A 24,676-nucleotide genomic window follows, 5' to 3' on the forward strand; every position below is an offset into this window, starting at 1 on the left:
AATTCCATGTTCACTCTTTTAATTACTATAAAAACTTCTCTGCTCACAATCTTTAGTCTCTAATGATTTAAATATAGGGTCTCCTAAATTTAAGAAGTCCTTTATATATTCAGATTTTTCATGGTAAATATCTTTTACACCTTTTTCAAATATATTTCCTATTCTGCTATTAAAATAATCTATTTTGTCTATTGTACAAATATTTATATCTCCATTATAAGAAATCTCAACGTGAGGAGTTAAAAATCCAAAACCTTTGCTTCTAAAACGTCTTCCTTCCATAAAAGATATATTACTTTTATATTTTTTGTTTATTTTTACTAATATATCATTTATACACTTAAAATCTTGTAGGGTTAAATAAAGTTCACTATCATAACTTTCTGCCCTTCCCATAAAAGTCGCAGGTCTAATTACATAATCTCTAATCCCTAAACTATGCACCCATGCTGCAAGATTTTCAATTTCATGTACATTTTTTCTTGTAACTATTGTTTCTACCTTCATTTTAACGTTGCTCTTGGCAAGTTTTACTATATTACTTTTTAATTTATCTAAGATATTTGGAATTTTAGAAAACCATGTAAAATATTCATTATCTAAACTATGTAAATCAACTTTTGTATGTATTTTTGAACTATTTTTAATAATTATATCTACAACTTCATCTGATATTCCTATGCCATTTACCAAGAGTGATATATTCTCAAAATCCAACTTAATTGCATGCAATAATATTTCTTTAATCTTTGTATGAATTGCAGATTCTCCACCTGTAAACTCTATTTTTTTAACCCCTATATTCTTTAAATCATTCAAAACCACCTTTATATGTTCTAACGTTATACAATTATTTTCTATGCAACTAAAATTTCCAAAACAGTGCATACACTTTACATTACACTTATGTGTTATTTCAACTGATGCAATATGTGGGTATATGTATTTTTGTACTATGTTCATATTAATTTTTTGTGTAGATTCTTGTTCATTAATTTTGATTCCATACAAGTTTGTTATTTTGTTTAAAAACATAGATAGTTTTTCTCTAGTTTTTTTGATACTTTCATTATGCTTTGTTGATAGCAAATATATAATTTCTTCATATGTTTTTGTTCCATCAATCATCCCTATTATTTCTATAGTATTATTATTTAATTTATAAGTTTGAATATTATATTTAGATAATCCTTCATTTTTATAATTATTTTTTATCGCTAATAATGATCTACCCGTTTCATATTTTCGTATTTCTAAATCTTTGTTCCAATATAAATATTTATTGACCATGACTTTCCTCCCTTTAATTTAACTTTTAAGTTTAAATCTTAAACGTAGGTAATTTAATTTTAAAAATAAAGCCTAAGTTTAAAAATCTAAGTTTTGTAAGTTTGATAAAAGAGATTTATAAAAAACAATTTAATAAATTTTGCTTTATCGTAAATGTCTTATAAGTTGTTTTCCCTTTCACAGTTATAAAGTATCACTGTAAATTTTAATCATCAATAAATATACACAACTTGCAAGTATATAGTACAACTTGCTTCAAAATTTATAAAAATATAAATACATGCTGTCTAAAACTTCATTTTTCTCTTAGTAAAATTTAATCCAAATCAATTAAATATATTTATAAATTAATTCTTTATTTCAATTGTTTCATGCGTAAAAAAGAACTAACTTGGATTTTATCAATAAAAATCGAGTTAGTTCTTTTATTTAATTAAGAAACTTATTTAGGGTAAATAAAGAAACTTATTTAGGGCTTTTTAATTTTTTTGGTACTTTGGGTTGGTGGTTATACCACAGGCAAGTTTTATTAGCAGATAAATTTGCTACAGACATAGCCACATCTCCAACACATTTCATGCTTTTATCTAACAGTTTTTTCATATTTGGTGTCCCCCTTATTTTTAATTACTTGTAAAATAAGCATCAAGTTTATCCAACATAGTGCTAATGCACTATACACGGTATACTCATATACTTGATGTACTTGTGAACCTATAATTGTAAATAATAAAAATAATGTAACTCTAATTCTTGCTTTTTTTTGATTACTAATTAATTCATCATTGCTTAAAGGATTGTTAGCATGCTCTGCAGGTGATAATAAATATATACTAGTCCAATTAATTGTGCTTATAGCTATTATCATCACTTTTGAGTGTATGTCGTGTATGCTATCGGCAATTAGAATAGTCGCTAGGTACATACACAGAAATGTCAAAATACACTTTGTATGACTGCTTGCATGATATCCACCTGAATATTGTCTAATGTAGCAATAACATCCTACAAAGACTAATGTTTGTAAAAACTTGTTTAGAATAATTCCTAGAGTTAATACTAAAATTGAATTTATTAGTGAAGAAATTAATACTTCAAGTCCATAGGAACATACCTCTGTATCTTCACTTTCTATCAACTTTCTAGACTCTAGAAAGTATGCTATCTTATCTGACAAAAGCTTTATCATATTGACTCCCTTGAAATACTTTAATTATTTTATAACACATAAAAATCTAAAAGTCTTAATTTTAGTATAACTTGTCATTATACAGTACAATTGGTATTAAAATATTCAAAATAAACTTATCATCTGTGTAATCTATTACAACTTCTCCATTGTATTTTTTTACTGATTGTTTTATACTTTTTATTCCTAATCCATGTAAAAACTTATCTTTTTTATCAGTAATAACTTTACTATCCTTCATATTTACCCTATTGGACTTAGAATTCTCTGCTTTTAGTACAAAAAAATTCGCTATTATCTTTCCTTCTAAAGATATATATCTATTACAATCGTTTATCTTTTCACATGCTTCAATAGCATTATCAAGCACGTTTGAAAAAATACTACATATGTCTTCCAACTCCATAAAGTTGCATTTAGTAAAGTTTATATTACAATTGAAATTTATATTATTTTTATCACAAAGCTCTTTCTTATCACTCAAAATTATATCAAGTAACATATTTCCACTATCAAATGTATTATCATAACTTTTTAGCTGATTTTCCAAATTACTTATATAATTATTTGAACTATATCCATTTTCATTGAGTTTTTTTATGCATATGATATGATTTTTCATATCATGGTATAATCTTCTTGTTTTAAGTTGGTTATCTTTGACCTTCATATAGTACTTATACTGCATATCTACACTTTTTTTCATTACTTTATATTCTGCCAATAACTTATTATCTCTTCTAATTTTTCTTATAACTAGAATAATTGAAATGTTTGATAAAAATAACAATATGGAAAAGTTTAATATATGAATTTCACTTATTAAACCTTGCTGAGAGAATTTAAATAAATATTTAAATACAATGAAAAATGATGTAATATTACCAATTATAGGAATACCTAAGCATAAAATGTCTTTTTTGTTTATTTCAATTTCACTTTTAATTATCTTATATATAACTATATAAAAAATTAATATAATCTTTCCTAATATAATAGACTCTAGCCTATAAACATTGTTTGTAAGTAAACTACTCATATCCTGCATAGAATTAGCTTTTATTATAACGCTCATGCTTAATGCGTCAATTCCTAATAAAACCATCCAATACATCAATATATTTACTATCCCTGTGTAAAAATCTATATCATAAGTTGTAATGTAAAATACAAATGTTAATATTATAGATATTGTTATTCTGCTATTTGGATATATATCTGTATGTAGTAAAAACAACATAAAAACTATAATTAACATCATAATTATGTTGATTTTAATTTTACTAATCTTTTTTTCACTTGTATAATCAAAAATTTTTTTACATCCCCATAACTCTATTATTGATGAAATCGTGATAACACTTTCCCAAAATAAGCGACTCTTTAACATAACGAACTCCCTAATAAGCTAGTAAGCCTAACTTTAAACTCTTTATATTTACCTCTACTTACAGGAATTTCAATATCATTGATTATGATAGAGTTGCTTCTTAATTCATTTACCTTCTTTAAGTTTACCAAATAGCTATGATGACACCTAAAAAAGTTATAATTTAAAAGTTTTCTTTCAACTTTTTTCATACTAACTTCAATTGTATAAGTCTTGTCCTTTGTATATATAGTAACTTCTTTTCTTTGAACCTCAGCATATAAAATCTCGTCTACCGGAAGAACTATAGTTTCTTTTCTAGACTCTATAGATACTATACTGTGTCTGTTTAAATATTCCGATATACAAAGCTTTAATTGTCTTTTAATTTCTTCATATTCAAGTGGCTTAAGTAAATACCTATAAGCCTTAACCTCATATGCTTCAAACACATATTGAGCTATAGCTGTTGTAAAAATTATTTCTACATTGCTATCGAACTCTCTAATTTTTCTAGCTGTATCCATTCCTGATAAGTCATTCATTTGGATATCTAAAAACAAAATATCTACTTTCTTAGGATAAGATTCTAATAACTCTTCTCCTGATGAAAACTCTAACAAATTGTACTCTAAAAACTCTTCATCTAAAACCTTACATAGAAAATCCCTTAAAATAGATCGATGTACAAAATCATCATCACAAATAATTATTTCTAAACTCATAAAAACCTCCTTATTAAAAGTCAATCCATACTTATTTTTCATCCCATTTCTTAAACGCCTGTTGTATCCAACTAACTTAATACAGTACAGATCTTAAATTAAGTTTTTATCTCTGAATTTCATTTATATTTAATTTTAAGTGTATTTACACATTTCTTATTAGTCAATTTATATTAATTTCTATTTTTAGTCTACTGTGTTGAGTGAGTTGTTATATAGCTATATAACAACTCACTCTCTATTTTCCATATCGGTTTTAATTTCAAAATTTTTAGTCTTTTCTATTTATATTTCTATTAAAATTTATTTAAATATATCTGATATTTTATTTTATAAAGCCTTATTCAATATTTAAAGAGTTTAATATTCATGTGTTTATTAAGGTTAATATTTTTTATTTAAATATATATTGCAGACAATAATATTTAGTATAATTGTAGTTATAAGAAGTAATAAAGCTCCAAGTGACACCATACTTAAAGTATCCATCATCGCTGTCCAATCCTCTATATTTGCTAAATGATTAATATAAAAAATTTGTAAACATAACGATATCCCACACGCACTAAAACTAGCTATAGATATAGCTCCCCAATATCTATTTCCAACCTTATTTTGCATTATGATATTACCCATTGGCAGTATACATGCAATTAATCCAAGCATTAAACTTCCCCTATTTAATAACCCATAATCCATAATAAATTTTCCTCCTACCGTTCCCACTTATATATTATTTTAAGTGAGGCTAATTATCATTATTTAGTAATTAACAACTTTGATTATATTATATATTTCATTATATTACCAATTATAAATTTGAATAATTATATATATTTAATCAATCATCAGCTATATACTTATTTGCGCTGTATAATAAAATTATAAAGTTTAGAACATAGCAATTTAGGAACAACATACCCTTAGTTTAGTTACTATACTTTAATTATCACGTGATGAAGGTAGGTGCTAGCATTGAACTATAGCGATGTTATGTCACAGTGTATTGAATTCATAGAAGAAAATATAAATAGCGAATTAACGCCAGATTTAATTGCAAGTCAATGTGGATATTCAACTTTTCATTTTTGTAGAATATTTAATATTTGCCAAGGTATGACTTTAATGGACTATGTTAAAAAAAGAAGATTATCATTGGCAGCTACAAAGCTATTTGATGGAAATAGAATTATAGATGTAGCTTTAGAATATGGATTTGATACACATAATGGATTTTCAAAAGCATTCAAAAAGGAATATGGATTTACTCCTACACAGTATGTAAAACGTATGGAGGACTATTATTTTAGCAAAGAATCAGTATATAAAATTGGAGGGTATATTATGAATCCTGTTATTGTAAGTAAACCTGCATTTAAAGTTGCAGGATATGGTATACAAACAAATATTTCAAATTGCAATTTTACTAAAGATATTGCTTCATTTTGGAGCAATTACAGTGGTGAAAATTTAGAAAGCAAAATGTACGAAATTTTAAAACCAGATAAACATGGTGAGATTGGTATTTTTATACCATCTAATGATAGAAATGGAGATGCTATATATCTTATGGGTGTAATAGTTAATGACTTTGAATCGGTTTCAGACGATATGATTACAATAGAAATTACAGAAGCAACATATGCAGTTTTTACAACTCCACCAGTAGATACAAGTAACGACTCCTCTCAAAATGATTTTGCAAAAACAATAAAAGCTACTTGGAAATATATATTTGAAGATTGGTTTAATCAAAGTGATTATATATTTGATGAAGATAAGATGGATTTTGAGTTTTACGATGAAAGGTGCCACTTTAGAAAAGATACAGTTATGGATATTTATGTTCCTGTATTAAAAAAATAGTTTTTTAATTATATAAGTTTATAGGTAAAAAGAGCAATATTTAAATTGCTCTTTTTATTACTCAAAATATAGCTATAGCAATATTAATGAATTATTATTTATCTATCTCTTTATAATTTAAATACGTTTAATTCACATATAAATAGTTCTATCAAGATTATTTCTTCTATACTATAAATAAGTAGTAATTTAAAAGTTCATTAATTGTATTTTTTAAAGGAGTGGATATTTAATGTACAAAGAGTTATATGATATTCCAGGCTTCAAGAATTGGAGAGTAATTAAAAAAGTAAATGAAGGATGGTCATCTGATTTAAAGTTTTATATAGAAGATTATGAAGGAAATAAGCTACTATTACGTGTTAATGATATATCTAATTATGATAACAAAATAAAAGAGTTTAAATTTATAAAAAAGTGTAATGTATTAAAATTTTCAATGTCACAAGCTCTAGAAATTGGTATTTGTAATAATAATAGCAATGTATATATGATATTAACATGGGTAGAAGGATTTCCTCTAAATAATGTAATTGGTAATTTAAATAAAAATGAACAATATAAACTTGGCCTGCAGGCAGGCAAAATACTAAACGAAATACATTCACTAGAACTTAATCTATCAGACAATTTAATTTACTATAGTAAAAAAAATAAAATCTTAGATGATCTTTTTACATATGAAAATAGCATAAATCGTGTAAAAGGAGATAAATTCGCAATAAATTTTGTTAAAAACAATATTAAAAAAATTAATTCGTCAGATACAGTATGTAGGCATGGTGATTACCACGTTGGAAATTTGATTTTAACTCCATTAAATACAATTGGAGTTATTGATTTTAATAGGTGTGGATATGGAGATAGATATGAGGAATTTCAAAGAGTACAAAGTTTTAATGTTGAGGCTAGCATTCCATTTTCAATTGGCCAAATCCATGGATACTTTGATGGAAATCCTCTTCTAGATTTTTGGAATGTTCTCGCTGTATATGTAGCTTATAACTCATTAGGTTCAATAATATGGGCTGAAAAATTTGGCCAAAATGATATCGATGAAATGAAAAAACGCTGCCTTAATACTTTTAATGACTACAGTAACTTCAAGGAAATTGTACCTAAGTGGTATCAACTTAATAGTGAAAAATATTTATAATTTTTTATAATAAAAAGCAAAGTGTTAATATGTATAATTTTTAACGCTTTGCTTTTTTAATTTTCATATAAAAATTTTAGTTATACATTACTATTCCAGTTAGTATAACTCCAACAAAAACCATAACAACTGTGCTACAAATCGTTACCAAGTTTTTAACTTTAACTTTATTTGTAAATACTTTTTCAATTACTGTATAAATACCTATTCCAATAAGTCCTCCAACAGTATTTGTAATTATATCAGTTGTATCCGTAGCCCCTAACCCTAGTATATACTGAACACATTCAAATGCTAAACTTGTCCCAATTATGATGTAAATAAAACATAAAATACAAACCCCGCAATAAATAAATTATTAATTATATTTTTCATTTTAAACCTCCCTCGATGTTATATTTTACCAAAAACTTATTGAAAAAGATAATGTTTCAGATTTAAAAAGTTCCCTCATGTCGCATTTATATAAAGTTTCATTAGTTATTTTTAAAATCTAACTTACATACTAAATAATAGTATAATTAAATATATCAAGTTTTTGGAATTAAGTATTATCAAATAGTAAAAGTTTTAAGGGGGAAGTAATGAAAGAAATTAAGATTTGGAAGATGGCTCTAATATGGTTTGGAACAACCTTTTTAGTCTCTTTGGGAGAAATATTATATTCGTTATCAAGTTTTGGTATGGCATTAAGCAGTATACAATTTGCTTTTATTATGTTTTTATCAATTCTAGTCATGACATTAATATCAGGAAAGGTAAATTCAAACTTAGTAAAAGAACGATTTTATAACTTCAAAAAAGTCTCTAATACAAAAGAAATATTAAAAGTGGTATGTACTCAGATATTTTTATCTTTTGGTCTAGCTAATTTAAGTATTGGAATTTTAGCAATTTCTAATCAAAACAAAGCTTTAGAACTTCTAAATGATTCTTGGGGAAATCCAACTACTTTTATGGACTTGATACTTCTTCTTATTGTATTGATAATATTAACTCCAATTTTAGAAGAAATAGTTTTTAGAAGAGTTCTTTTTAAAAGACTCAACATGAGATTTAGTTTTATTTTTTCATCAATTGTATCTTCTTTAATATTTGGTATTGGTCACGAAACTTTAGGTATATTAGGAGCTATTGCTTTTGGTATTGCTTGCTGTGTACTATATAAAAAATATAATAATTTAGTGGTACCCATCTCAGTACATTCACTAAATAATTTATTCGCAGGTATTTTTACAGCTATAAGTTATTTTACTGGTACATTAAATATAAAGGTAACTAATATTACTAATTTTGAGATTGCATTTTATTTAATATCTGGTGGATTAGTTACTCTAATAGGTCTAGTAATCTTTATTAAATTTATTATTAAAAATAAGAGATATCTAGTATCAAAATAAACAATATAAAAGAGTTCCCTCTTGTCGCATTTAATATAAAGTATTTAAAGAAAGGCGTTATCTTATTTATAGATAACGCCTTTATAAACTTAATTTATGGGATAAGTCTATGTCTATCTCTTGTTATAAGAGTTGCTTCTCTTACATTTTCAAGTCCTAATATTTTACTAACGATTCTTTCTAACCCTATTGCTAATCCACCATGTTTAGGAACCCCATATTTAAATATCTCAGTATAACTTAAATAGTTTTCAGGATTTAAATCTTTATACTTGATATTATTTATTAACATATCATAATCATGAATTCTTTGACCTCCCGTAGTGATCTCAATTCCTCTAAATAGTAAGTCAAAGCTGTGTGTTTCATTTTCTCCACATGGCATAGTATACATTGGTCTCTTAACCCTTGGATAGTGAGTTACAAATATAAAATCACTTCCTAATTTTTCTTTAGCATACTCGCATAGTAATTTTTCTGCCTCTGGGTCTAAATCATTTTCTAAATTCGTTTTATTGTATTCTTCCTTTAAAATCTCTATAGCCTTACTAAATTTTATTCTTGGAATACATTCATTTATATTGGGAAGTTCTACATTTAGTAAATTTAGATATTTTTGAGTTTCTTTTTCTAGCTTATTTATTATAAACTTCAATAACTCTTCTTCTAAATTCATAATATCTTCTTCATTTTCAATAAATCCAAATTCTAAGTCCATACTTACATATTCATTTAAATGTCTGTTTGTATCATGTTGCTCAGCTCTATAAACATGCCCAATTTCAAATACTCTTTCAAATCCAGCCGCAACCATCATTTGTTTATAAAACTGTGGACTTTGAGCTAGATATGCTTTATTTTCAAAGTACTTAACTTCAAATACTTCGGTTCCTCCTTCTGCTCCTTCTGAAACAAGCTTTGGTGTAAATATTTCAGTAAAACCTTTACTAATCAAGTATTCTCTAAACCCTTTAACGATTGTATTTTGTACTTTAAAAATAGCATTAATTTTTTCATGTCTTAAACTTAAAACCCTGTTATTTAGCATGGTAACTAGATTTATATTTAAATCTTCTTTATTTATTTCAATTGGCAACTCATCTTTACATTTACTAATTACCTCAAAGTTTATAACTTCAATTTCAAAGTTATTTAGTTTATTGTTACTCTCTTTTACTATACCTTTTATAGATAAAACTGATTCTAATTTTATATCTTCTAGATTAACTAATTTATTATCAATAACACATTGAACTAATCCAGTTCTATCTCTTAATATTACAAATGTTATTGATTTTAAATCTCTTATACGGTGTACCCATCCTTCAATTTCAACTTCATTTTCTATATAATTATTCAATTTATTTATCAAAATTCTTTTCATTTTATTAATCCTCCTTATAATTTAAAAGCATTAAAAAAGCCCCTTGAGATATTAATCCCAAGGGGCGAAAGTTCGCGGTACCACCCTTTTTGACTTATATTATAACTTTATCAAGCAAAATAGTTCCATAGAATGGGCCCTATTCTATAATAATAAAAAAAGCTTTCACTTCTATAATAGAAGTGAAAGCTATGTTCACGGTGCCATTCTACTTGACTAAAGTTAAATAACTCTAAGTCATCTCTTATTACATATAACGGTGTAACCCGACTCATCCTACTTTATTTCAGATAAGTTTCTCTGGGATGTCTTTCAATATTTCTTTTCTCATGGAGCTTTCACCGACCTCCACTCGCTTTGGATACTTAGTAAATATTTACTCTTCCCTTCACTGAATTTTTAATATTATTTTACATTATAGTATGCCTTTTATTTTAAAATGTCAATCATTATTTTTGTAAAATGTATATTAATTTATACATACCCCTACTCAAAATATACATCCTTATATAAATCTCCAGCTAAATCTGCTAGCTTATTTTTATCTATAACTTTATATCCTATTTTATCTTTATCTAGAATTTTCTTTTCAATAAATGAATTTAAAGTTCTTAATAAATGTCTATAACTACTTCCTAAATTTTCTGCTACTCCTGCTAGGCTTTCATCAAAATCTACATATTCTATTTCAGAATTAGGTTGTATTATTAACTCATTTATATAGCTTGCTAATCTATTTTCTAATGGATACATTAAGTTTATAGAACTACTCGTACTTATATCAGCTAACTTTCCTGCTAAGCGTAAGCAAGAAAACCTCAAAAACTTACAGTCATTTATAAGCTTGACTCTAGCTATATCCATTGGTATTGCTAAACAATTACATGTACTTAATGCTTGCAATGTCCCTGAAGCTACTTCTTCATTTATAAATTCCAAGTCTCCTATAACTCCAAGTGAATTATAAAAACTAAGAAGAGATGATTTTCCATTTGGTAGTGTTTTAAATACTTTAGCCTTTCCCTCAACTAAAAAAAGAAAGTATTCTAGATCCTCACCTTCTCTACATAAATACTCGTTTTTTTCAAATCTAAGAAGTTTCATGTCATCGCTCATATCTTTTTCAAATAATTCATCTATTTTCAATTTATTATAAAATGTTTTTATAATAAATTTGTCATCTATTTTTTTCATAAAAAATCCCCCCCTTTCATAAATGTACATAAAAAATTATATCTCTATATATGACATATGTCATTATTAATAATTTCTTTCTATGTTATATTATTTATTAATCTAGTATGGAGGTAAAATATATGAATTATTTAATTTCAATTTTAACAGGTGTAGTTTTATCTATAATGGTTGTTTTAAATGGGGATCTTGGGAATGCAACTGGAAACTATATTTCTAGCGTCATCATACACTTTGTAGGTCTTATTGGGATTATAATATTACTTGTGGTAACTAAGTCTAAGATAAAAAACCTTAAGGGAATACCTTTTTACATGTTCTCAGGAGGGCTTATAGGTATATTAACTGTACTATTTACTAATATTAGTTTTACAAATCTTGGAGTATCACTGACTGTTTCATTAGCTTTATTAGGTCAATTAGTTACATCTATTGTTATAGATCACTTTGGATACTTTGGTTTGGAAGTTAATAAATTTGAAAAGAAAAAAACAATAGGGTTCGGAATAATAATATTAGGTATTTTTATTATGACATTGTAGGAAGAGGGGTATTATTTATGTTTTATATACTAATAGCTATACTATCTGGAATTGCAAATGTAATTTCAAGATCTGTTAATTTTGCTCTATCTAAAAAATTAGGAGTTTATCAAAGCACACTATTTAACTACATATTTGGTCTTGCTGGATCAATATTAATATTATTTATAAGCGGAGAAACTTCTAAATTATTTGCATCTACGTCTTATGAGGCTAATTGGTTTGCTTATACCGGCGGACTTGTTGGTGTGGCAATAGTATCTTTACAGGTATTTTTATCATCAAAGGTTTCATCATTTTATTTAACTTTATTATTATTTGTGGGGCAATTATTTACTGGTATAATTTTAGATTTCATATTGTCTGGAAAAATATCTATTTGGCAAGTTGTTGGAGGTATATTAGTTATTGTAGGTCTTGCTTACAATCTATATATTGATAGAGTTGAAGAAGTTAAAGTCGTATCTGAGTAAAGATACGGCTTTTTTAAATTAAATACTGAATATAATAATTTTTAAAATTAAAATCTAAAAAATAATAAATAGGAAATAATATAGAAAGGTTTAAGAAAGATTAAACACTTAAAATAAGAAAATATCACTACATCTAAATTTAACCCTACTTAAAATATAAAATCATTAGATTAAATAAATTTAGAAGAAGAGGTGTAATTATGAATCAAGTTATAACGAAATATAATCTTAAATTTTTCCCATTGCTTTTATCAATGGCTTTACTGTTAATCATATTTAAAATTGACTTAATTGTCCCAGATAATACAGGAATGTATATATTAAAGATTTTATCAGTACCTGCACTATCAGTTATTAGCTTATTTATTGCTTTTGGAAAAGATGGCCTAATAGATATATTTTCAAGACCTATAAAACCGTTTAAAAATATATGTGTATGGTACCTTGTTTCACTTTCTATTAGCTTTGTATCTGGGTATGTATTAAAGTTTATTTTTTATTTTGATTTAAAATCAAACCCTGGAACTGAAAAGCTTATGGAAACATTTATATCTTTACCATTTGTTTTGCTATTTGAAGAAGTAATAAGTATTTTTGTTCTTTTAGTTGTTGCAAATCTTCTATTTAAAATAACTAAAAATTTATTATTATCTCAAATAACTGGAGTTGTATTAAGTTCAATATTTTTTGGCTTACTTCATTATTCTACTTATTTTAGTGGAGATATGTTGCACACACTTATTCATATTATTTTCATTCAAGGATTAATTAGGATATTTTTTAATTTAGCTGCATTAAGATCAAATAGTATTATTGTTCCATGGATTGTACATGTTATATTTGACTATACAACTTTTGGTATAGGCGCTCTTTCCGCATTATTGTTATTTATGTAAGTAAACATTAAATTAAAATATAAAAAACCCTATACAGATAAGTGCATAGGGTTCTTTTTATATTTTAAAGTCCGTATTTTAACTTAAGACTAATTTTCTTCTATAATATCTGGAAGTCCTATTGTAAACTTACTTCCTTTATTAATTTCACTTTCAAGCTTAACATAACCTCCGTGAAGATCTGCAATATATTTAACAAGAGTAAGACCTATTCCGCTACTACTTGCTTTAGTTGCTCCATTTCCTTCTACTTGAGAGAACCTTTTAAATATAAATTCCTGGTCTTCCTTTGAAATTCCTATTCCTGTATCTTCTATGGTAATCTCAATATTTTTCGCAACTTCTTTTATATATACTCTTATTTCTCCACCTTCAGGAGTAAACTTTGTTGCATTTGCTAATAAATTTATTATACATCTTTCTATTTCTGTCTCATCACATAAAATAGTCTTTTCTTCTATTTCAGGGTCAATTATCAAAGTCAAACCCTTTCCTTCAATAAACTTACTCATATTAAGTGCTGCTTCTTCAACAATATATACAATATCATTATTTTTTTTATAAATTTTATACTGTCCTGTTTCTATTTTAGAACTATCTATAATATCATTTATTATCTTTAATAAATTATCACAGCTTTTACTTATGATATTCATGTATTTTTGAGACTTTTCATATGTTAAATTTTCATTAAAGTTATTTATAAGTTGAACTGTTGATGATATAACATTTATCGGAGTTCTCAGCTCATGTGATAAATTTACAAAATAGTTATTTTTAAATTTTTCTGTTTGTATTATATCTTCACTTAATTTTTTATTTTCTTCTAACTGTTTATTTAAACTCATAGTTTTTTGATTTACTAAATTATGTAATATTTTAACATAATTAAATATATAAAATACTATTGCTCCGAATATAAGTATGTACATTAAATAGGCTACCGGAGTTTTCCAAATTGGATTTTTAACTCTTATATTCATACTAGTTTCTTCTGTTAAACTTCCATGTCCATCTCTAGCCCTTAATTTTAAAGTATACCTTCCTGGATCTATTGACTTTATATCTAAACCACTCTTATGGTCTACATATATCCAATCTTTATCTATACCTTCAATCATATATTCATAAGTTATATTATTTAAATTCTCATAGCTTGGTAAAAAGTAGTCTATAGATAAATTTTTATCATTATAATTCAATAATATTTCGTTACCATCATAATCAATCTTATTTTTACCTATAAATATATCCCCTATTACAACTTTATTTTTATTTGACTTAGGAGTTTGTATATCATTAGGATTAAAATATACAAATCCATCAGTACTACCAAATATAATGTTTCCTTCTTTTGTTTTTAGGTTTGAATTTAAATTAAACTGATATCCAATTATTCCATCCATTTTTGTAAAGTTTGTTACCTTATTTTCTTCTATATCAAGTTTATTTAATCCCTTGTTAGTACTTATCCAAATATCACTATTATTATCAGTTACAATTGAATTTATAAAATTATTAGTAAGTCCTTCGGATGTAGTATATGCCTTAAATTTTTTTGTTTTTTCATTAAATTTACTTAATCCTACATTAGTTCCAATCCATAAGTTTCCTGAAGAATCAAAGTTCATACAGTTTATATCATTACTTATTAAGGAGTTTTGATCATTAATTTCGCTTGTATATTTTTCTAAAACCCCTTTTTGTTTATCGTATTTAACTAATCCCATTCCAATTCCACCTAGCCATAAAATATTGTTATCCTTATAGTCTGGTAGTATATATCTTATTCCTCCAGGATTAATTTTAAATTTTGTTAAATTATCATTGAAATAATTTTTTTCTCTTGTATTTATATTAAGAGAAATAAAATCAGTTGTAGTAGCTATCCAAATTAAATTTCCATCACTATGAATATAACTTACCTCTGAAGAATATCCGCCTTCAATCAAGTGGTTTTCATATGAAAAATCATTTGTATCAAATGACACTATACCTTTATTTGTTACCGCAACAATTTCGTCACTCGTTATTTCAAATAAATATTTTATATACTGTGATCCCAATATTTCATTATTGCTAGATAAATCTATATTTTTTATAAAACTTCCTTTTTCTATATCATAGATATATATGCCATCATACTTAGTAGCCACCCAAAAATATTTGTCATGAATTAACACAGACACTATGTTTTTATCATATAAAAATCCTTTATTGTTTTCATATTCATAATTAGTATAAAATTGAGTCCCTTTATTTAATATGTTTACACCTTTATCTGTACCTACCCATATTGTTCCGTTAAAATCTTCATAAAAACATGTTATAGAATTACTATTAAGAGAATTGCTTTTTCTGACATCTTTTTTAAATAATTCAACAGTTTCATTATCAATTAAATATTTTATTATACCATTGCTACTCGATATCCACATATTACCTTTACTATCACTTAAGATAGATCCATTGTTATTTATGTTCTCATAAATTCCTTCTCCATCATAAACTTTTTTAACTTTATTTTCTTTTAAATTAAATTCTTTTACTCCTTTAGTATCAATAAACCATGCTGATTGACGCTTGTCTTCTTTTAAATTGTAAATAAAGATACCATCTTTTGTTGAAATCCACACATTTCCGAGTTTATCAAACTCTATATCATAAATAAAAAGCTTATTACCTTTTATTTCATTTTCACTGTATTCTACATTTAGATTTTTTTTATCTATTATATTAATTCCAGAGGTGGTTCCTATCCACAAATTATTTTTATCGTCATCTTCTAAGCATTTTATATATGAGTTTGTTAATGAATTCTGATTAGTTTTGTCATAATCTAAAACTTGTATTTTTAGATTTTTAATGTCTACTTTAAATAGCCCCCGATCAGTTCCTACCCACATAATGTTATTATCACTTAGCAAAGCAGTTATCTTTAATTCTCCTAAATTAAATTCATCATTTTCCAAATCTTTCATTCTTATGATTTTTCCAGTTTCTCTCTCTAAAAAATCTAAACCGCCATCTGTTCCTATCCATATATTACCATTTTTATCTTCTTCTATAATATTTATATAACTTGAACTTAATCTATCTTTACTATTAGTATTACAATTGTATATTTTCAAACGTTCTCCATCAAATCTATTTAACCCATCTGTTGTTCCTATCCACATATATCCTTTACTGTCTTGATAAATTGATGTTACTTGTTCATTTGAAAGACCCTGATCAATAGAAAAATGTTCAAAATTCCCTACATTTAATACTTCTGCTGATATTTTTGCAGGTAATAAAATACTTAGAATTAATCCTAGTAATATAATTACTAATAATTTAAATCTCATGCTTTTGCGCCCCCAAATTTTAAAAATGTAGCAATTTTAATATTCAAAATTTATATAGTATATAATATTTATTTTTCTAAAAATATTATATTAAATATTCCTAAGATTTTCAAAATAAATTTAAAAATTTATTTTATGAATATATAAAAAAATCAAAAAAATTCTAATTCAAGAGATAAATTTCACTTTAGAGTGCTAATTTTACATTATCTTTACATAAATATTAAGTGAAAAATCATCATATTTCGAAAAAAAGAACTAGCATATTATTAGATTCATACTAGTTCTTTTTCCATATTTTCTATTTTTTAGATAGTAATACTTCTTATAGTTTTTTAATTACATTAAAAGCTGATTCATTTATTAGTTTTATTCTGACTTAATTTCTACTTTTTCACTCCAAGACCCTGATATTTTACCAATTTTACTTATATTTATATTTAAAGTAACTGGATAGTTTATAGGATCAAATCCAGCAAATGTAATAGTACCTTCATTGGCAGATCCAACTTGTCTTATTCCAATGTCAATAGGCTTATTATCCTTCATTAACTCAAAAGGTAAACCGTCTTTAGACTGTAAAAATTGAACTTGTGATACTTTATCAACTTTTTTGCCTTCATAAACCTCTTTCCCTAAATTCACCTCCGGAACATCTACTTGTTTCTCATTCTCTACACCATCAGACTTTAAATCTAGACCTTCTGTATCATACTCAATAGGAACTAAATTTCCGTTCTCAGTTTCTATCTTATAATTTACAGATATTCGGCTTTCAGAAACGTATAACCCCGTTAAATGCACAATAATGTCTTTATCTTTAATTTTGACATCTAATGGTTTAAATTTTCCATCCTTTGTAGAATCTACTATAGATCCATCTTCACGTACTAATCCTTGATTTACAACATTGTCTTCTAGTACTTGCTGTGAAAATAAGTTGTATGCAGCCATTGCAACTCCAGATCCACCGACAACTATCAATAGTGATGCAGCTGCTGCTGTACCAAATTTTTTCATTTTATTCATATTATTGAATCTTCCTTTTATTATGTTTAATTTGCTTTTTCTCTCTAATTTTGAATTAAATGTATCCCACGCTACTTCAACATCTATTTTATTTTGTAAGTTTCCATGATTTTCTAAGCTAGTTCTATAATCATTAAGTTCTACTAATTCATTAAATTTATGTTGGCAAACTTCACATCTATCTAAATGCTTTGAAACTTGTTCCATCATATCTAAAGGCAGTTCTCCATCTATATAAGCCTGTAATTCCCCACTTTCATAACATTTCATATGTTTACCTCCCTTTTCTTTCTGTGTAGATTTTTTTAAATTTCTTTTGAGCCCGTACAAGCATAGTTCCAATAGAAGACTTTTCCACACCTAATATTTCAGCTATTTCTTTATATTTAAATCCTGAGTATCTTAAAATTAAAATTTTCTTATCTTGCTCTCGCAAATCATTCATTGTACTTCGCACATCTTCTATTTCTTCTTTCTTAATGTATTTATCATCTAATGTTTGTATATCTATCGGTTCTAAATTTAAACTTGCTTTTTCTATCCTTAATTCATGCCTTTTTTCTGATCTAATGTGATTATATGAGCTGTATATAGCTGTTTTAATAAGCCAAGCTTTAATATTCTCAATTTCTTTCCAGTTTGTTTTATATAGCTGTATAAATACATCTTGAGCGATAGACTCTGAAACTTCTTGATTTTTAATAATCTTCATAACGTATTTAACTACATATGTATAGTGTGTCTTGAAAATTTCTTCAAATGTCATAATTACAATAATCACCTCCTAATGTTGCTGATATATATCAATATTTTCAATCTATTTTCTATAGAAAAATCTTGCTACTAACCTTTTGGGTGTTACATATATATAGAAACCACTTTCATATTTTTTATGACACTTTATTTAATTTTAATTATTTTCTTTTATATATTTAGCATCTGTAATCTATTTAAACAATTATTGTATCAATTTTTAAATTAAACTAATACTACTTAATTTGTGTAAAAGCACCTTATATAAATACTACTCATATATTGTTATTAAATCTATAAAAGGAGTGATATATATGTATAATACCCAAAATCAATATCCATGGCCTTATTTCCCTAATATGCAAATGTTTAATATGTTCCCCTATCCTTTCTGGGCCTTTCCTCAAATGCAAAATATGAATCCCTATAGTTTTTTCGGAAATTCATCAATGTATAATCAAGGATTTCAAAGACCGCTTCCTCAATTGAAGGATTATGGTCCTAATCCATTTGTAATTAATATTGAAAATGCTACTGATCAAAATAATACTTTTCGTACTGCTTTATGGACAGGAACTGATTTACAAGTTACATTAATGAGTATAGATGTTGGAGATGATATAGGCTTAGAAGTTCATGAAACTGGTGATCAGTTCATACGTATTGAAGAAGGTCAAGGACTTGTTAAAATGGGAGATAGCAAAGATAAATTAGATTTTCAAAAAATGATTTATGAAGATTATGCTATCATGATACCTGCTGGTAAATGGCACAATATAATTAATACAGGAAATAAACCGCTTAAATTATATGCTGTATATGCACCTCCTCAGCATCCACATGATACAGTACATCAAACTAAATCAGATGCAGAATTAGCTGAGCAAAACTCTAGATACTAACTAAAGTTAATTTAACTAACATTAATATTCAAATCTAACTATATTAACTTAGACTACTTAGTAATTTCATTAGGAGTAAAAAACCACATATTCTAAATATGGTTAGTTAAAATTTTAATATAACTTTTTAATTGTAAAACTGTACAAAAACAATAAAATAACTATATAAAAACTTAGTTTTTATATAGTTATTTTATTGTTTTTATTTTTATTTAACTTAAATAATCTTTTAAAGCAAGTATATACCTTAATCTTTACCTAATTATAAATTAAAATTTTATTTAATGTCGATATTTGTATTTAAAATTCAATTGATATATATTACGTTTAACGATATACTTTTATTACGGTTACTGATATATCTTTAACCGTAATAAAGTGAGGTGATACTTTGAAGGATAATATTAAAGGTGGAGCTCTAACAGAGGTAACACTATATATTTTATTAGCACTATATAACCCTAACCACGGTTATGGAATAATGCAATTTGTTGAAGAAAAAACTAATGGCCGTTTAATCTTAGGCGCAGGTACGTTGTATGGAGCAATAAATACACTTGTAGATAAAAAATGGATACAACTTGTTAGTGAAGAAAAGAAGAAAAAAAATTATCTAATTACAGAATTAGGAAAAGAGATTGTTAATAAAGAATTAAAAAGATTAAATGATGTTTTGGAACTTGCTAACCAAATAGTTAAGTAAAAAGGGGTGTAATTTGTTATGAATAAATCAAAGATCTTCTTTGATATTGAAAAGGAAACTAAGTGGCTTAATAGCTTAGCAAAACAGGGATATAGATTGACTGGTAAGAGTGCTTTCACATACAGTTTTAAACCGTGTGAAAAAGATGCTTACATTTATCAAGTTGAAAAAAGGAAGCCTTTTACTTCTGATGAAAATTTAGATTATATAAATTTTATATCTAATTTAGATATTAATACGGTAGCTATTCAATGGGGTTGGTTTTACTTTGAAAAAGAAAATGATGGAAAAGAGTTTGAGATATTTTCAGATATTCCATCAAAAATATCTCATTATAAAAATCTTATTTTTACACTTTTAATAATAGGCTTTTTTAGTTTTTGCATTTTTAATAATTGTTTAAATTCACCAATAGGATCACAAGGACCCTATATATTTAATATCTCATTCCCACTTATAGCAAACCCCGTATTGATGGCTGCTGTAGCTTTTACAATTATAAAATACTTTATTAAAATTTATAGATTAAAAAAGAAAAGACTCATAAATGAGTAAGTAAACTTTTTATTATAAAAACCGTATCACTTTATTGTAATACGGTTTCTTAATGTTTTATAACATTTTAGAGTTTTTATAAAAACTCCTTAATTTGCTTTATCAAATCTTCCTTGTTTTCTTCTAGCTGAACTACTCTATTTACATTAGCTCCAGATGGATGTGGAAATCCTTTAAGAATCTGTCTTTTATCGATAATTCCATCTTCTGATAGCTTATTCAGTACTTCTTCAACAGCTTTTCCTAGAGGTATTATTAATATATCTTTAAAATTTTCAATGCTTTTAAGTTCTTTAATAAAATTATCATACACATATTTCATTAAAAACTCACTTTTTAGTAATTTAGGTGTATGCCCTGAGTAATTCTGCTTTTTTACAAATACGGGATATGGTATCAATGATACAGTATGTAGCAAATAATCTTTGTCCTCAAACAATGCTGAACAACTATTTATGCTTAGGGCATCGTTAAGTCTGATATAATCTAGCATACTAATTATATTTTTTCTCAAACCTCCACTAAATCTACCTGCTACTTTACATTTATATTGTATTTCTTCTATATCTGTTCCTAGTTCTAACTCTTTTCTAGCAGTTGAAATAGCTGTACTCATTTGCTGAAATCCAGGTGTTATACCAATAATAAATACCTTGGCTTTTGGGTTCAAATACTCATTATGTGGAGCATAATATATTTCTATATTACCTTCTCTTTCTATAAGAAAATCATCTATCAATAATTCATCTTTTCCATATTTATCTTTTATCGGAAGTCTTTTTATAACTTCTTTATATTCATATAGTGTTTTTTTCATATGCCCCTCGCTCTCTGTATTTTATTGATTACTGTCATTTTTTATGTTCTTTATCAATTATATATTATTTTTACCGTTGGTTATTATATGATTCAGAATTAAATATTCAAACTAAACTAATTTTCTATTTTAAGCATATATTTACTGTATTTTTCTTTATAAAAATTAAAATCATCATCGTTCTTAAATGCTAAATCTACCCATTCATCATTACATAAATGGTATACATATCCTTTTTCTTTGTGTACTATATAATAATCAGCCATTCCTTTTAAACTATTAACTACTTCTTCCTCAATTAACTCCCTTATTAATTTCTTGTATCTTATATCTTTAACCTTGCAACTAGTATAAAAATTGTGTACTTTTTGAATCCCTACTTCACTTGATTCTCCTAAATCTGTAACTATGCAATTAAGGTTTTTTAATACAGTTTTATTGAATATATATTGATTTATTCTTACATTTGATTGAGTATATGTAGGTTCACAATATAAATCTTTACATTCATATTCCCCATCTTCATTTTGTATAATCTCCCATTGATATTCATCATACTTATTTATTACAAATAATATATTATCATTATCATTAAATAAATCCTTAAAAATATGTAATGCTCTTATATATACTCTTTCTAAGGCTTTTTTGTCTTCAAAAATTGATTCTTCAATGTTATTTTTTAAATCTAGTTCTAAAACGTTTTTGTTGACTTTACAGAATGGCTTATATAATTTTAAATTTTCATATTTATTGATTATGTATTTTTTCAATTCACTCATAACTTATATTCTCCTACGCAAATTTTGTTAATTAGGATGTTTTTCTTATTGAAATCTTATATCCTAGGTTGACTATTAAGTTGTATAAAATATTAGCCTTTGATTTTCTTAATCTAATAGCTATTGATTTTAAAGAATAAAAATTTCTTCTAAACCACATATATCCTTCAAACAACTCATCTTTGCTCATATTCTTAGGTTTAAATGCTACTTTTGTCTTTCCATTGTAATATGACCAATCATCCGTTAATAATCTATCCTCTTCTTTTAATTGATAATATAATGGAGTCTTTGGAAGTGGTGTTAATATACTAACTGTAACACCGTCAATACCTAAAAAATTACACATATCTAAAGTTGTTTTAAATACTTCAGTTGTATCAGTATCAAATCCAAATATGATTCCTGCTTGTATGCAAATTCCATATTTATGAACAGAGTCTATTAAATCTTTATATTTATCTACGTTGTTCAATCCTTTATTTACACTATTTAAAGTTTCTTTTGAAAAAGATTCTAATCCTACAAAAAAGTAAATACATCCTGCTTTTTTAGATAACTCCAATAATTCCTCATTATTGCATCTTTCTAGTGTAACCTGTGCTGCCCACTTTTTATTTAACTTACTAAGCTCTTTTAATAGTTCTTTTGCATATTCAATATCTCCAAAGAAATTATCATCCCAAAAAACAAAAAACTTACTTTTTATGTTCTTAATATCATCTATTACTTCATTTATAGGCCTTTTTCTAAATGAATCTTTATATATTTGTTTTAGATTACAATAAGAACAACTATATGGACATCCTCTTGTTGCAAAAACGGCACCTTTAGTAAGCCATCTTCTTTTTATTAAATCTCTTCTTGGTATTGGAATTCCTTCTAACGATGGAGTATTTAAACCTTCATATTCATTTTTGTAGTTTCCATTATAAAATTCTTCCAAAAATAATGGCCAACTTTCCTCAGCCTCCCCTATAATCAATACATCGCAATGTTCTTTTGCCTCACTTGGTAATAATGTTGGATGAGGCCCTCCAAAAACAACCTTACTCCCTTTGTTTCTAAACTTTTTTGAAATTTTATAACAATGAGGTGCATTTGCAGTATTAACCGTAATTACAACTAAATCAAAATCTTTTTCAAAAGGTATCTTCTGATTGTACTCATCTATTAGTGTAATTTCATATTTACTTTCATCAATAAATGCTGCTAAATACGGCATTGTTATTTGTATAAAGTTATTTATTTGCCTTTTTCTAAATCTATGAATCTCCTTATTTTCAGGAGTTATCATTAAAATACTTTTTCTCATGTACCCCTCCAAATGATCTATTATGTTAATTTCCATTTATTGTAATATTTATTTTGTACATATTATATCATTATACTTATCATAATAAAAACCGCATCACATTATTGTGATGCGACTCTACGTTATATTCCCATAATATCTATATTTTACACTTGTATTACTCATAATTAATTTTCATATTTTTACTATCAAAGTAAACTAAATCTCCTTCACTAAAGTTCCAAACAGCTTGAAATTTAGTCGGCCTATTTACTCCATTAATTACCTTATAATCACTTGTAATAGCTGACCATTTTTCATAAGTATTAGTATCTGAAGATAGCCTCTTCTCATCTACAAAGTGAGTCATTTCATAATTTTCATTGAAGTAAAAAGTCCCTGTAGTTTTTGTTCCATTTTTTCTTATTGTTGCCTCAACACTATAATCATCAATTTGCTTATACGTAATATTTTCTTGAAGAGCAAGACTTGGATGCATCATACATTCTGATAAATATGAAGAGTCAATAATATCAAATTTAGTATTAAAAAGTGTTATGTGCTTTGCAATTATACCTTTCATTGTTGCCTTTCCATCTTTGCAAATATCTATACCTTGAAATGGTATTCCAAACATTTTTGAATCAATTAATGCTACTCTCGTAGGATCTTTTACAAAATCATATACTGTATAATCAATTTTTACATTAGGCTTATTAGCTCCCATAGAAAATTCTACATCCTTGAAATCAAATTTAACTATACTCGCACTTTCAATTCCTACGTATCCATTTTTAATAAAATATTTCTGTATAACTTCTGGAAGAGTTTTTAAATCATCCTCAGCGATTATACTCTTCGGAATTTTATTTTCCTCAGAAAGTTCTCCTACAATACTTCTATATTCCTTTTTAACCGGAGAATATGGAATCATTAAGTAAACAATAATAAATACAAGTAAACTAAAAATTACTCTAATCACTATTTTTCTCCCCTTTTTCATATTA

General features: G+C 26.0%; 25 protein-coding genes and 1 other annotated feature. Of the genes, 9 read left to right on the plus strand and 16 right to left on the minus strand.

Going from position 1 to position 24,676, the window contains the following annotated elements; all coding sequences use genetic code 11:
* Nucleotides 1–18: 18 nt before the first annotated feature.
* From KXZ80_RS16185 to KXZ80_RS16210, 6 genes are all read right to left on the minus strand, one after another.
* Nucleotides 19–1,290, minus strand: a complete 1,272-nt coding sequence (locus tag KXZ80_RS16185) for a radical SAM protein (RefSeq protein ID WP_021431934.1) — start codon at nt 1,288–1,290, stop codon at nt 19–21.
* Nucleotides 1,291–1,755: 465 nt separating this feature from the next.
* Entirely contained in the window at nt 1,756–1,893 is a 138-nt protein-coding gene (locus tag KXZ80_RS16190; protein ID WP_021431935.1) for a cyclic lactone autoinducer peptide, read from the minus strand.
* Nucleotides 1,874–2,479 carry an accessory gene regulator ArgB-like protein gene (locus KXZ80_RS16195; RefSeq protein ID WP_021431936.1) on the minus strand — a complete coding sequence of 202 codons (606 nt, stop codon included), beginning with the start codon at nt 2,477–2,479 and terminating at the stop codon, nt 1,874–1,876. The genes KXZ80_RS16190 and KXZ80_RS16195 overlap by 20 nt, the downstream gene beginning before the upstream one ends.
* 61 nt (nt 2,480–2,540) lie before the next feature.
* Nucleotides 2,541–3,740 carry a GHKL domain-containing protein gene (locus KXZ80_RS16200; protein WP_223132731.1) on the minus strand — a complete coding sequence of 400 codons (1,200 nt, stop codon included), beginning with the start codon at nt 3,738–3,740 and terminating at the stop codon, nt 2,541–2,543.
* Nucleotides 3,741–3,862: 122 nt separating this feature from the next.
* Nucleotides 3,863–4,573 carry a LytR/AlgR family response regulator transcription factor gene (locus tag KXZ80_RS16205; protein WP_021431938.1) on the minus strand — a complete coding sequence of 237 codons (711 nt, stop codon included), beginning with the start codon at nt 4,571–4,573 and terminating at the stop codon, nt 3,863–3,865.
* 384 nt (nt 4,574–4,957) lie between these two features.
* Nucleotides 4,958–5,272: a hypothetical protein gene (locus tag KXZ80_RS16210; RefSeq protein ID WP_021431939.1), complete on the minus strand. Its 315-nt coding sequence runs from the start codon at nt 5,270–5,272 to the stop codon at nt 4,958–4,960.
* Nucleotides 5,273–5,548: 276 nt separating this feature from the next.
* Here KXZ80_RS16210 and KXZ80_RS16215 point away from each other — a divergent pair, with 276 nt between their 5' ends.
* Both KXZ80_RS16215 and KXZ80_RS16220 read left to right on the plus strand, forming a co-directional pair.
* Nucleotides 5,549–6,439 carry an AraC family transcriptional regulator gene (locus KXZ80_RS16215; RefSeq protein WP_021431940.1) on the plus strand — a complete coding sequence of 297 codons (891 nt, stop codon included), beginning with the start codon at nt 5,549–5,551 and terminating at the stop codon, nt 6,437–6,439.
* 232 nt (nt 6,440–6,671) lie between these two features.
* Complete coding sequence (locus KXZ80_RS16220; RefSeq protein ID WP_021431941.1) at nt 6,672–7,595, plus strand: aminoglycoside phosphotransferase family protein; 924 nt, start codon at nt 6,672–6,674, stop codon at nt 7,593–7,595.
* 76 nt (nt 7,596–7,671) lie between these two features.
* On the opposite strand, the gene KXZ80_RS16225 is transcribed toward KXZ80_RS16220, so the two are convergent.
* Complete coding sequence (locus tag KXZ80_RS16225) at nt 7,672–7,947, minus strand: VanZ family protein (protein WP_082435271.1); 276 nt, start codon at nt 7,945–7,947, stop codon at nt 7,672–7,674.
* Between the two features lie 232 nt (nt 7,948–8,179).
* Here KXZ80_RS16225 and KXZ80_RS16230 point away from each other — a divergent pair, with 232 nt between their 5' ends.
* The gene (locus tag KXZ80_RS16230) at nt 8,180–8,995 is read left to right on the plus strand and encodes a CPBP family intramembrane glutamic endopeptidase (RefSeq protein WP_021431942.1); all 816 of its coding nucleotides are present in this window, start codon (nt 8,180–8,182) and stop codon (nt 8,993–8,995) included.
* 94 nt (nt 8,996–9,089) lie between these two features.
* On the opposite strand, the gene aspS is transcribed toward KXZ80_RS16230, so the two are convergent.
* On the minus strand, nt 9,090–10,379 hold the full coding sequence (gene aspS / locus KXZ80_RS16235; protein WP_021431943.1) for an aspartate--tRNA(Asn) ligase: 1,290 nt from the start codon (nt 10,377–10,379) through the stop codon (nt 9,090–9,092).
* Between the two features lie 175 nt (nt 10,380–10,554).
* Nucleotides 10,555–10,780 (minus strand) — a binding site (T-box leader).
* Between the two features lie 85 nt (nt 10,781–10,865).
* Nucleotides 10,866–11,573: a transcriptional regulator YeiL gene (gene yeiL / locus KXZ80_RS16240; RefSeq protein WP_021431944.1), complete on the minus strand. Its 708-nt coding sequence runs from the start codon at nt 11,571–11,573 to the stop codon at nt 10,866–10,868.
* Nucleotides 11,574–11,695: 122 nt separating this feature from the next.
* On the opposite strand from yeiL, the gene KXZ80_RS16245 reads away from it, so the two are divergent.
* The 3 genes from KXZ80_RS16245 to KXZ80_RS16255 all read left to right on the plus strand — a co-directional run bounded on the left by KXZ80_RS16245 (nt 11,696) and on the right by KXZ80_RS16255 (nt 13,484).
* A complete protein-coding gene (locus tag KXZ80_RS16245; protein ID WP_021431945.1) occupies nt 11,696–12,115 on the plus strand; it encodes a DMT family transporter in 420 nt (139 codons plus the stop codon).
* A 17-nt stretch (nt 12,116–12,132) separates the two neighbouring features.
* Nucleotides 12,133–12,588, plus strand: coding sequence for a DMT family transporter (locus KXZ80_RS16250; RefSeq protein WP_021431946.1), 456 nt, complete (start codon nt 12,133–12,135; stop codon nt 12,586–12,588).
* A gap of 200 nt (nt 12,589–12,788) precedes the next feature.
* Nucleotides 12,789–13,484: a CPBP family glutamic-type intramembrane protease gene (locus KXZ80_RS16255; protein WP_021431947.1), complete on the plus strand. Its 696-nt coding sequence runs from the start codon at nt 12,789–12,791 to the stop codon at nt 13,482–13,484.
* 89 nt (nt 13,485–13,573) lie between these two features.
* Here KXZ80_RS16255 and KXZ80_RS16260 read toward each other — a convergent pair whose 3' ends face one another.
* The 3 genes from KXZ80_RS16260 to KXZ80_RS16270 form a co-directional block, all read right to left on the minus strand.
* Nucleotides 13,574–16,834 carry a ligand-binding sensor domain-containing protein gene (locus KXZ80_RS16260; protein WP_021431948.1) on the minus strand — a complete coding sequence of 1,087 codons (3,261 nt, stop codon included), beginning with the start codon at nt 16,832–16,834 and terminating at the stop codon, nt 13,574–13,576.
* A gap of 369 nt (nt 16,835–17,203) precedes the next feature.
* Nucleotides 17,204–18,133, minus strand: a complete 930-nt coding sequence (locus KXZ80_RS16265) for a zf-HC2 domain-containing protein (RefSeq protein ID WP_021431949.1) — start codon at nt 18,131–18,133, stop codon at nt 17,204–17,206.
* A 4-nt stretch (nt 18,134–18,137) separates the two neighbouring features.
* On the minus strand, nt 18,138–18,629 hold the full coding sequence (locus KXZ80_RS16270; protein ID WP_021431950.1) for an RNA polymerase sigma factor SigX: 492 nt from the start codon (nt 18,627–18,629) through the stop codon (nt 18,138–18,140).
* 301 nt (nt 18,630–18,930) lie between these two features.
* Between KXZ80_RS16270 and KXZ80_RS16275 the strand changes: the two genes are divergently transcribed.
* From KXZ80_RS16275 to KXZ80_RS16285, 3 genes are all read left to right on the plus strand, one after another.
* Nucleotides 18,931–19,518 carry a cupin domain-containing protein gene (locus KXZ80_RS16275; RefSeq protein WP_021431951.1) on the plus strand — a complete coding sequence of 196 codons (588 nt, stop codon included), beginning with the start codon at nt 18,931–18,933 and terminating at the stop codon, nt 19,516–19,518.
* Nucleotides 19,519–19,909: 391 nt separating this feature from the next.
* Nucleotides 19,910–20,221 carry a PadR family transcriptional regulator gene (locus KXZ80_RS16280; protein WP_021431952.1) on the plus strand — a complete coding sequence of 104 codons (312 nt, stop codon included), beginning with the start codon at nt 19,910–19,912 and terminating at the stop codon, nt 20,219–20,221.
* Nucleotides 20,222–20,239: 18 nt separating this feature from the next.
* Nucleotides 20,240–20,776 (plus strand): DUF2812 domain-containing protein, encoded by a 537-nt coding sequence (locus KXZ80_RS16285; RefSeq protein ID WP_021431953.1) that lies wholly within the window; start codon nt 20,240–20,242, stop codon nt 20,774–20,776.
* Nucleotides 20,777–20,852: 76 nt separating this feature from the next.
* Here KXZ80_RS16285 and KXZ80_RS16290 read toward each other — a convergent pair whose 3' ends face one another.
* The 4 genes from KXZ80_RS16290 to KXZ80_RS16305 form a co-directional block, all read right to left on the minus strand.
* Nucleotides 20,853–21,593 (minus strand): hypothetical protein, encoded by a 741-nt coding sequence (locus KXZ80_RS16290; protein WP_021431954.1) that lies wholly within the window; start codon nt 21,591–21,593, stop codon nt 20,853–20,855.
* Nucleotides 21,594–21,709: 116 nt separating this feature from the next.
* Complete coding sequence (locus tag KXZ80_RS16295; RefSeq protein ID WP_021431955.1) at nt 21,710–22,375, minus strand: DUF3885 domain-containing protein; 666 nt, start codon at nt 22,373–22,375, stop codon at nt 21,710–21,712.
* 31 nt (nt 22,376–22,406) lie between these two features.
* The gene (locus tag KXZ80_RS16300) at nt 22,407–23,690 is read right to left on the minus strand and encodes a B12-binding domain-containing radical SAM protein (protein WP_021431956.1); all 1,284 of its coding nucleotides are present in this window, start codon (nt 23,688–23,690) and stop codon (nt 22,407–22,409) included.
* Between the two features lie 157 nt (nt 23,691–23,847).
* Nucleotides 23,848–24,672: a DUF6544 family protein gene (locus tag KXZ80_RS16305; RefSeq protein ID WP_021431957.1), complete on the minus strand. Its 825-nt coding sequence runs from the start codon at nt 24,670–24,672 to the stop codon at nt 23,848–23,850.
* Between the last annotated feature and the right edge of the window lie 4 nt (nt 24,673–24,676).

The sequence above is a fragment of the Paraclostridium bifermentans genome (assembly GCF_019916025.1).
Taxonomy (GTDB): Bacteria; Bacillota; Clostridia; order Peptostreptococcales; family Peptostreptococcaceae; genus Paraclostridium; species Paraclostridium bifermentans.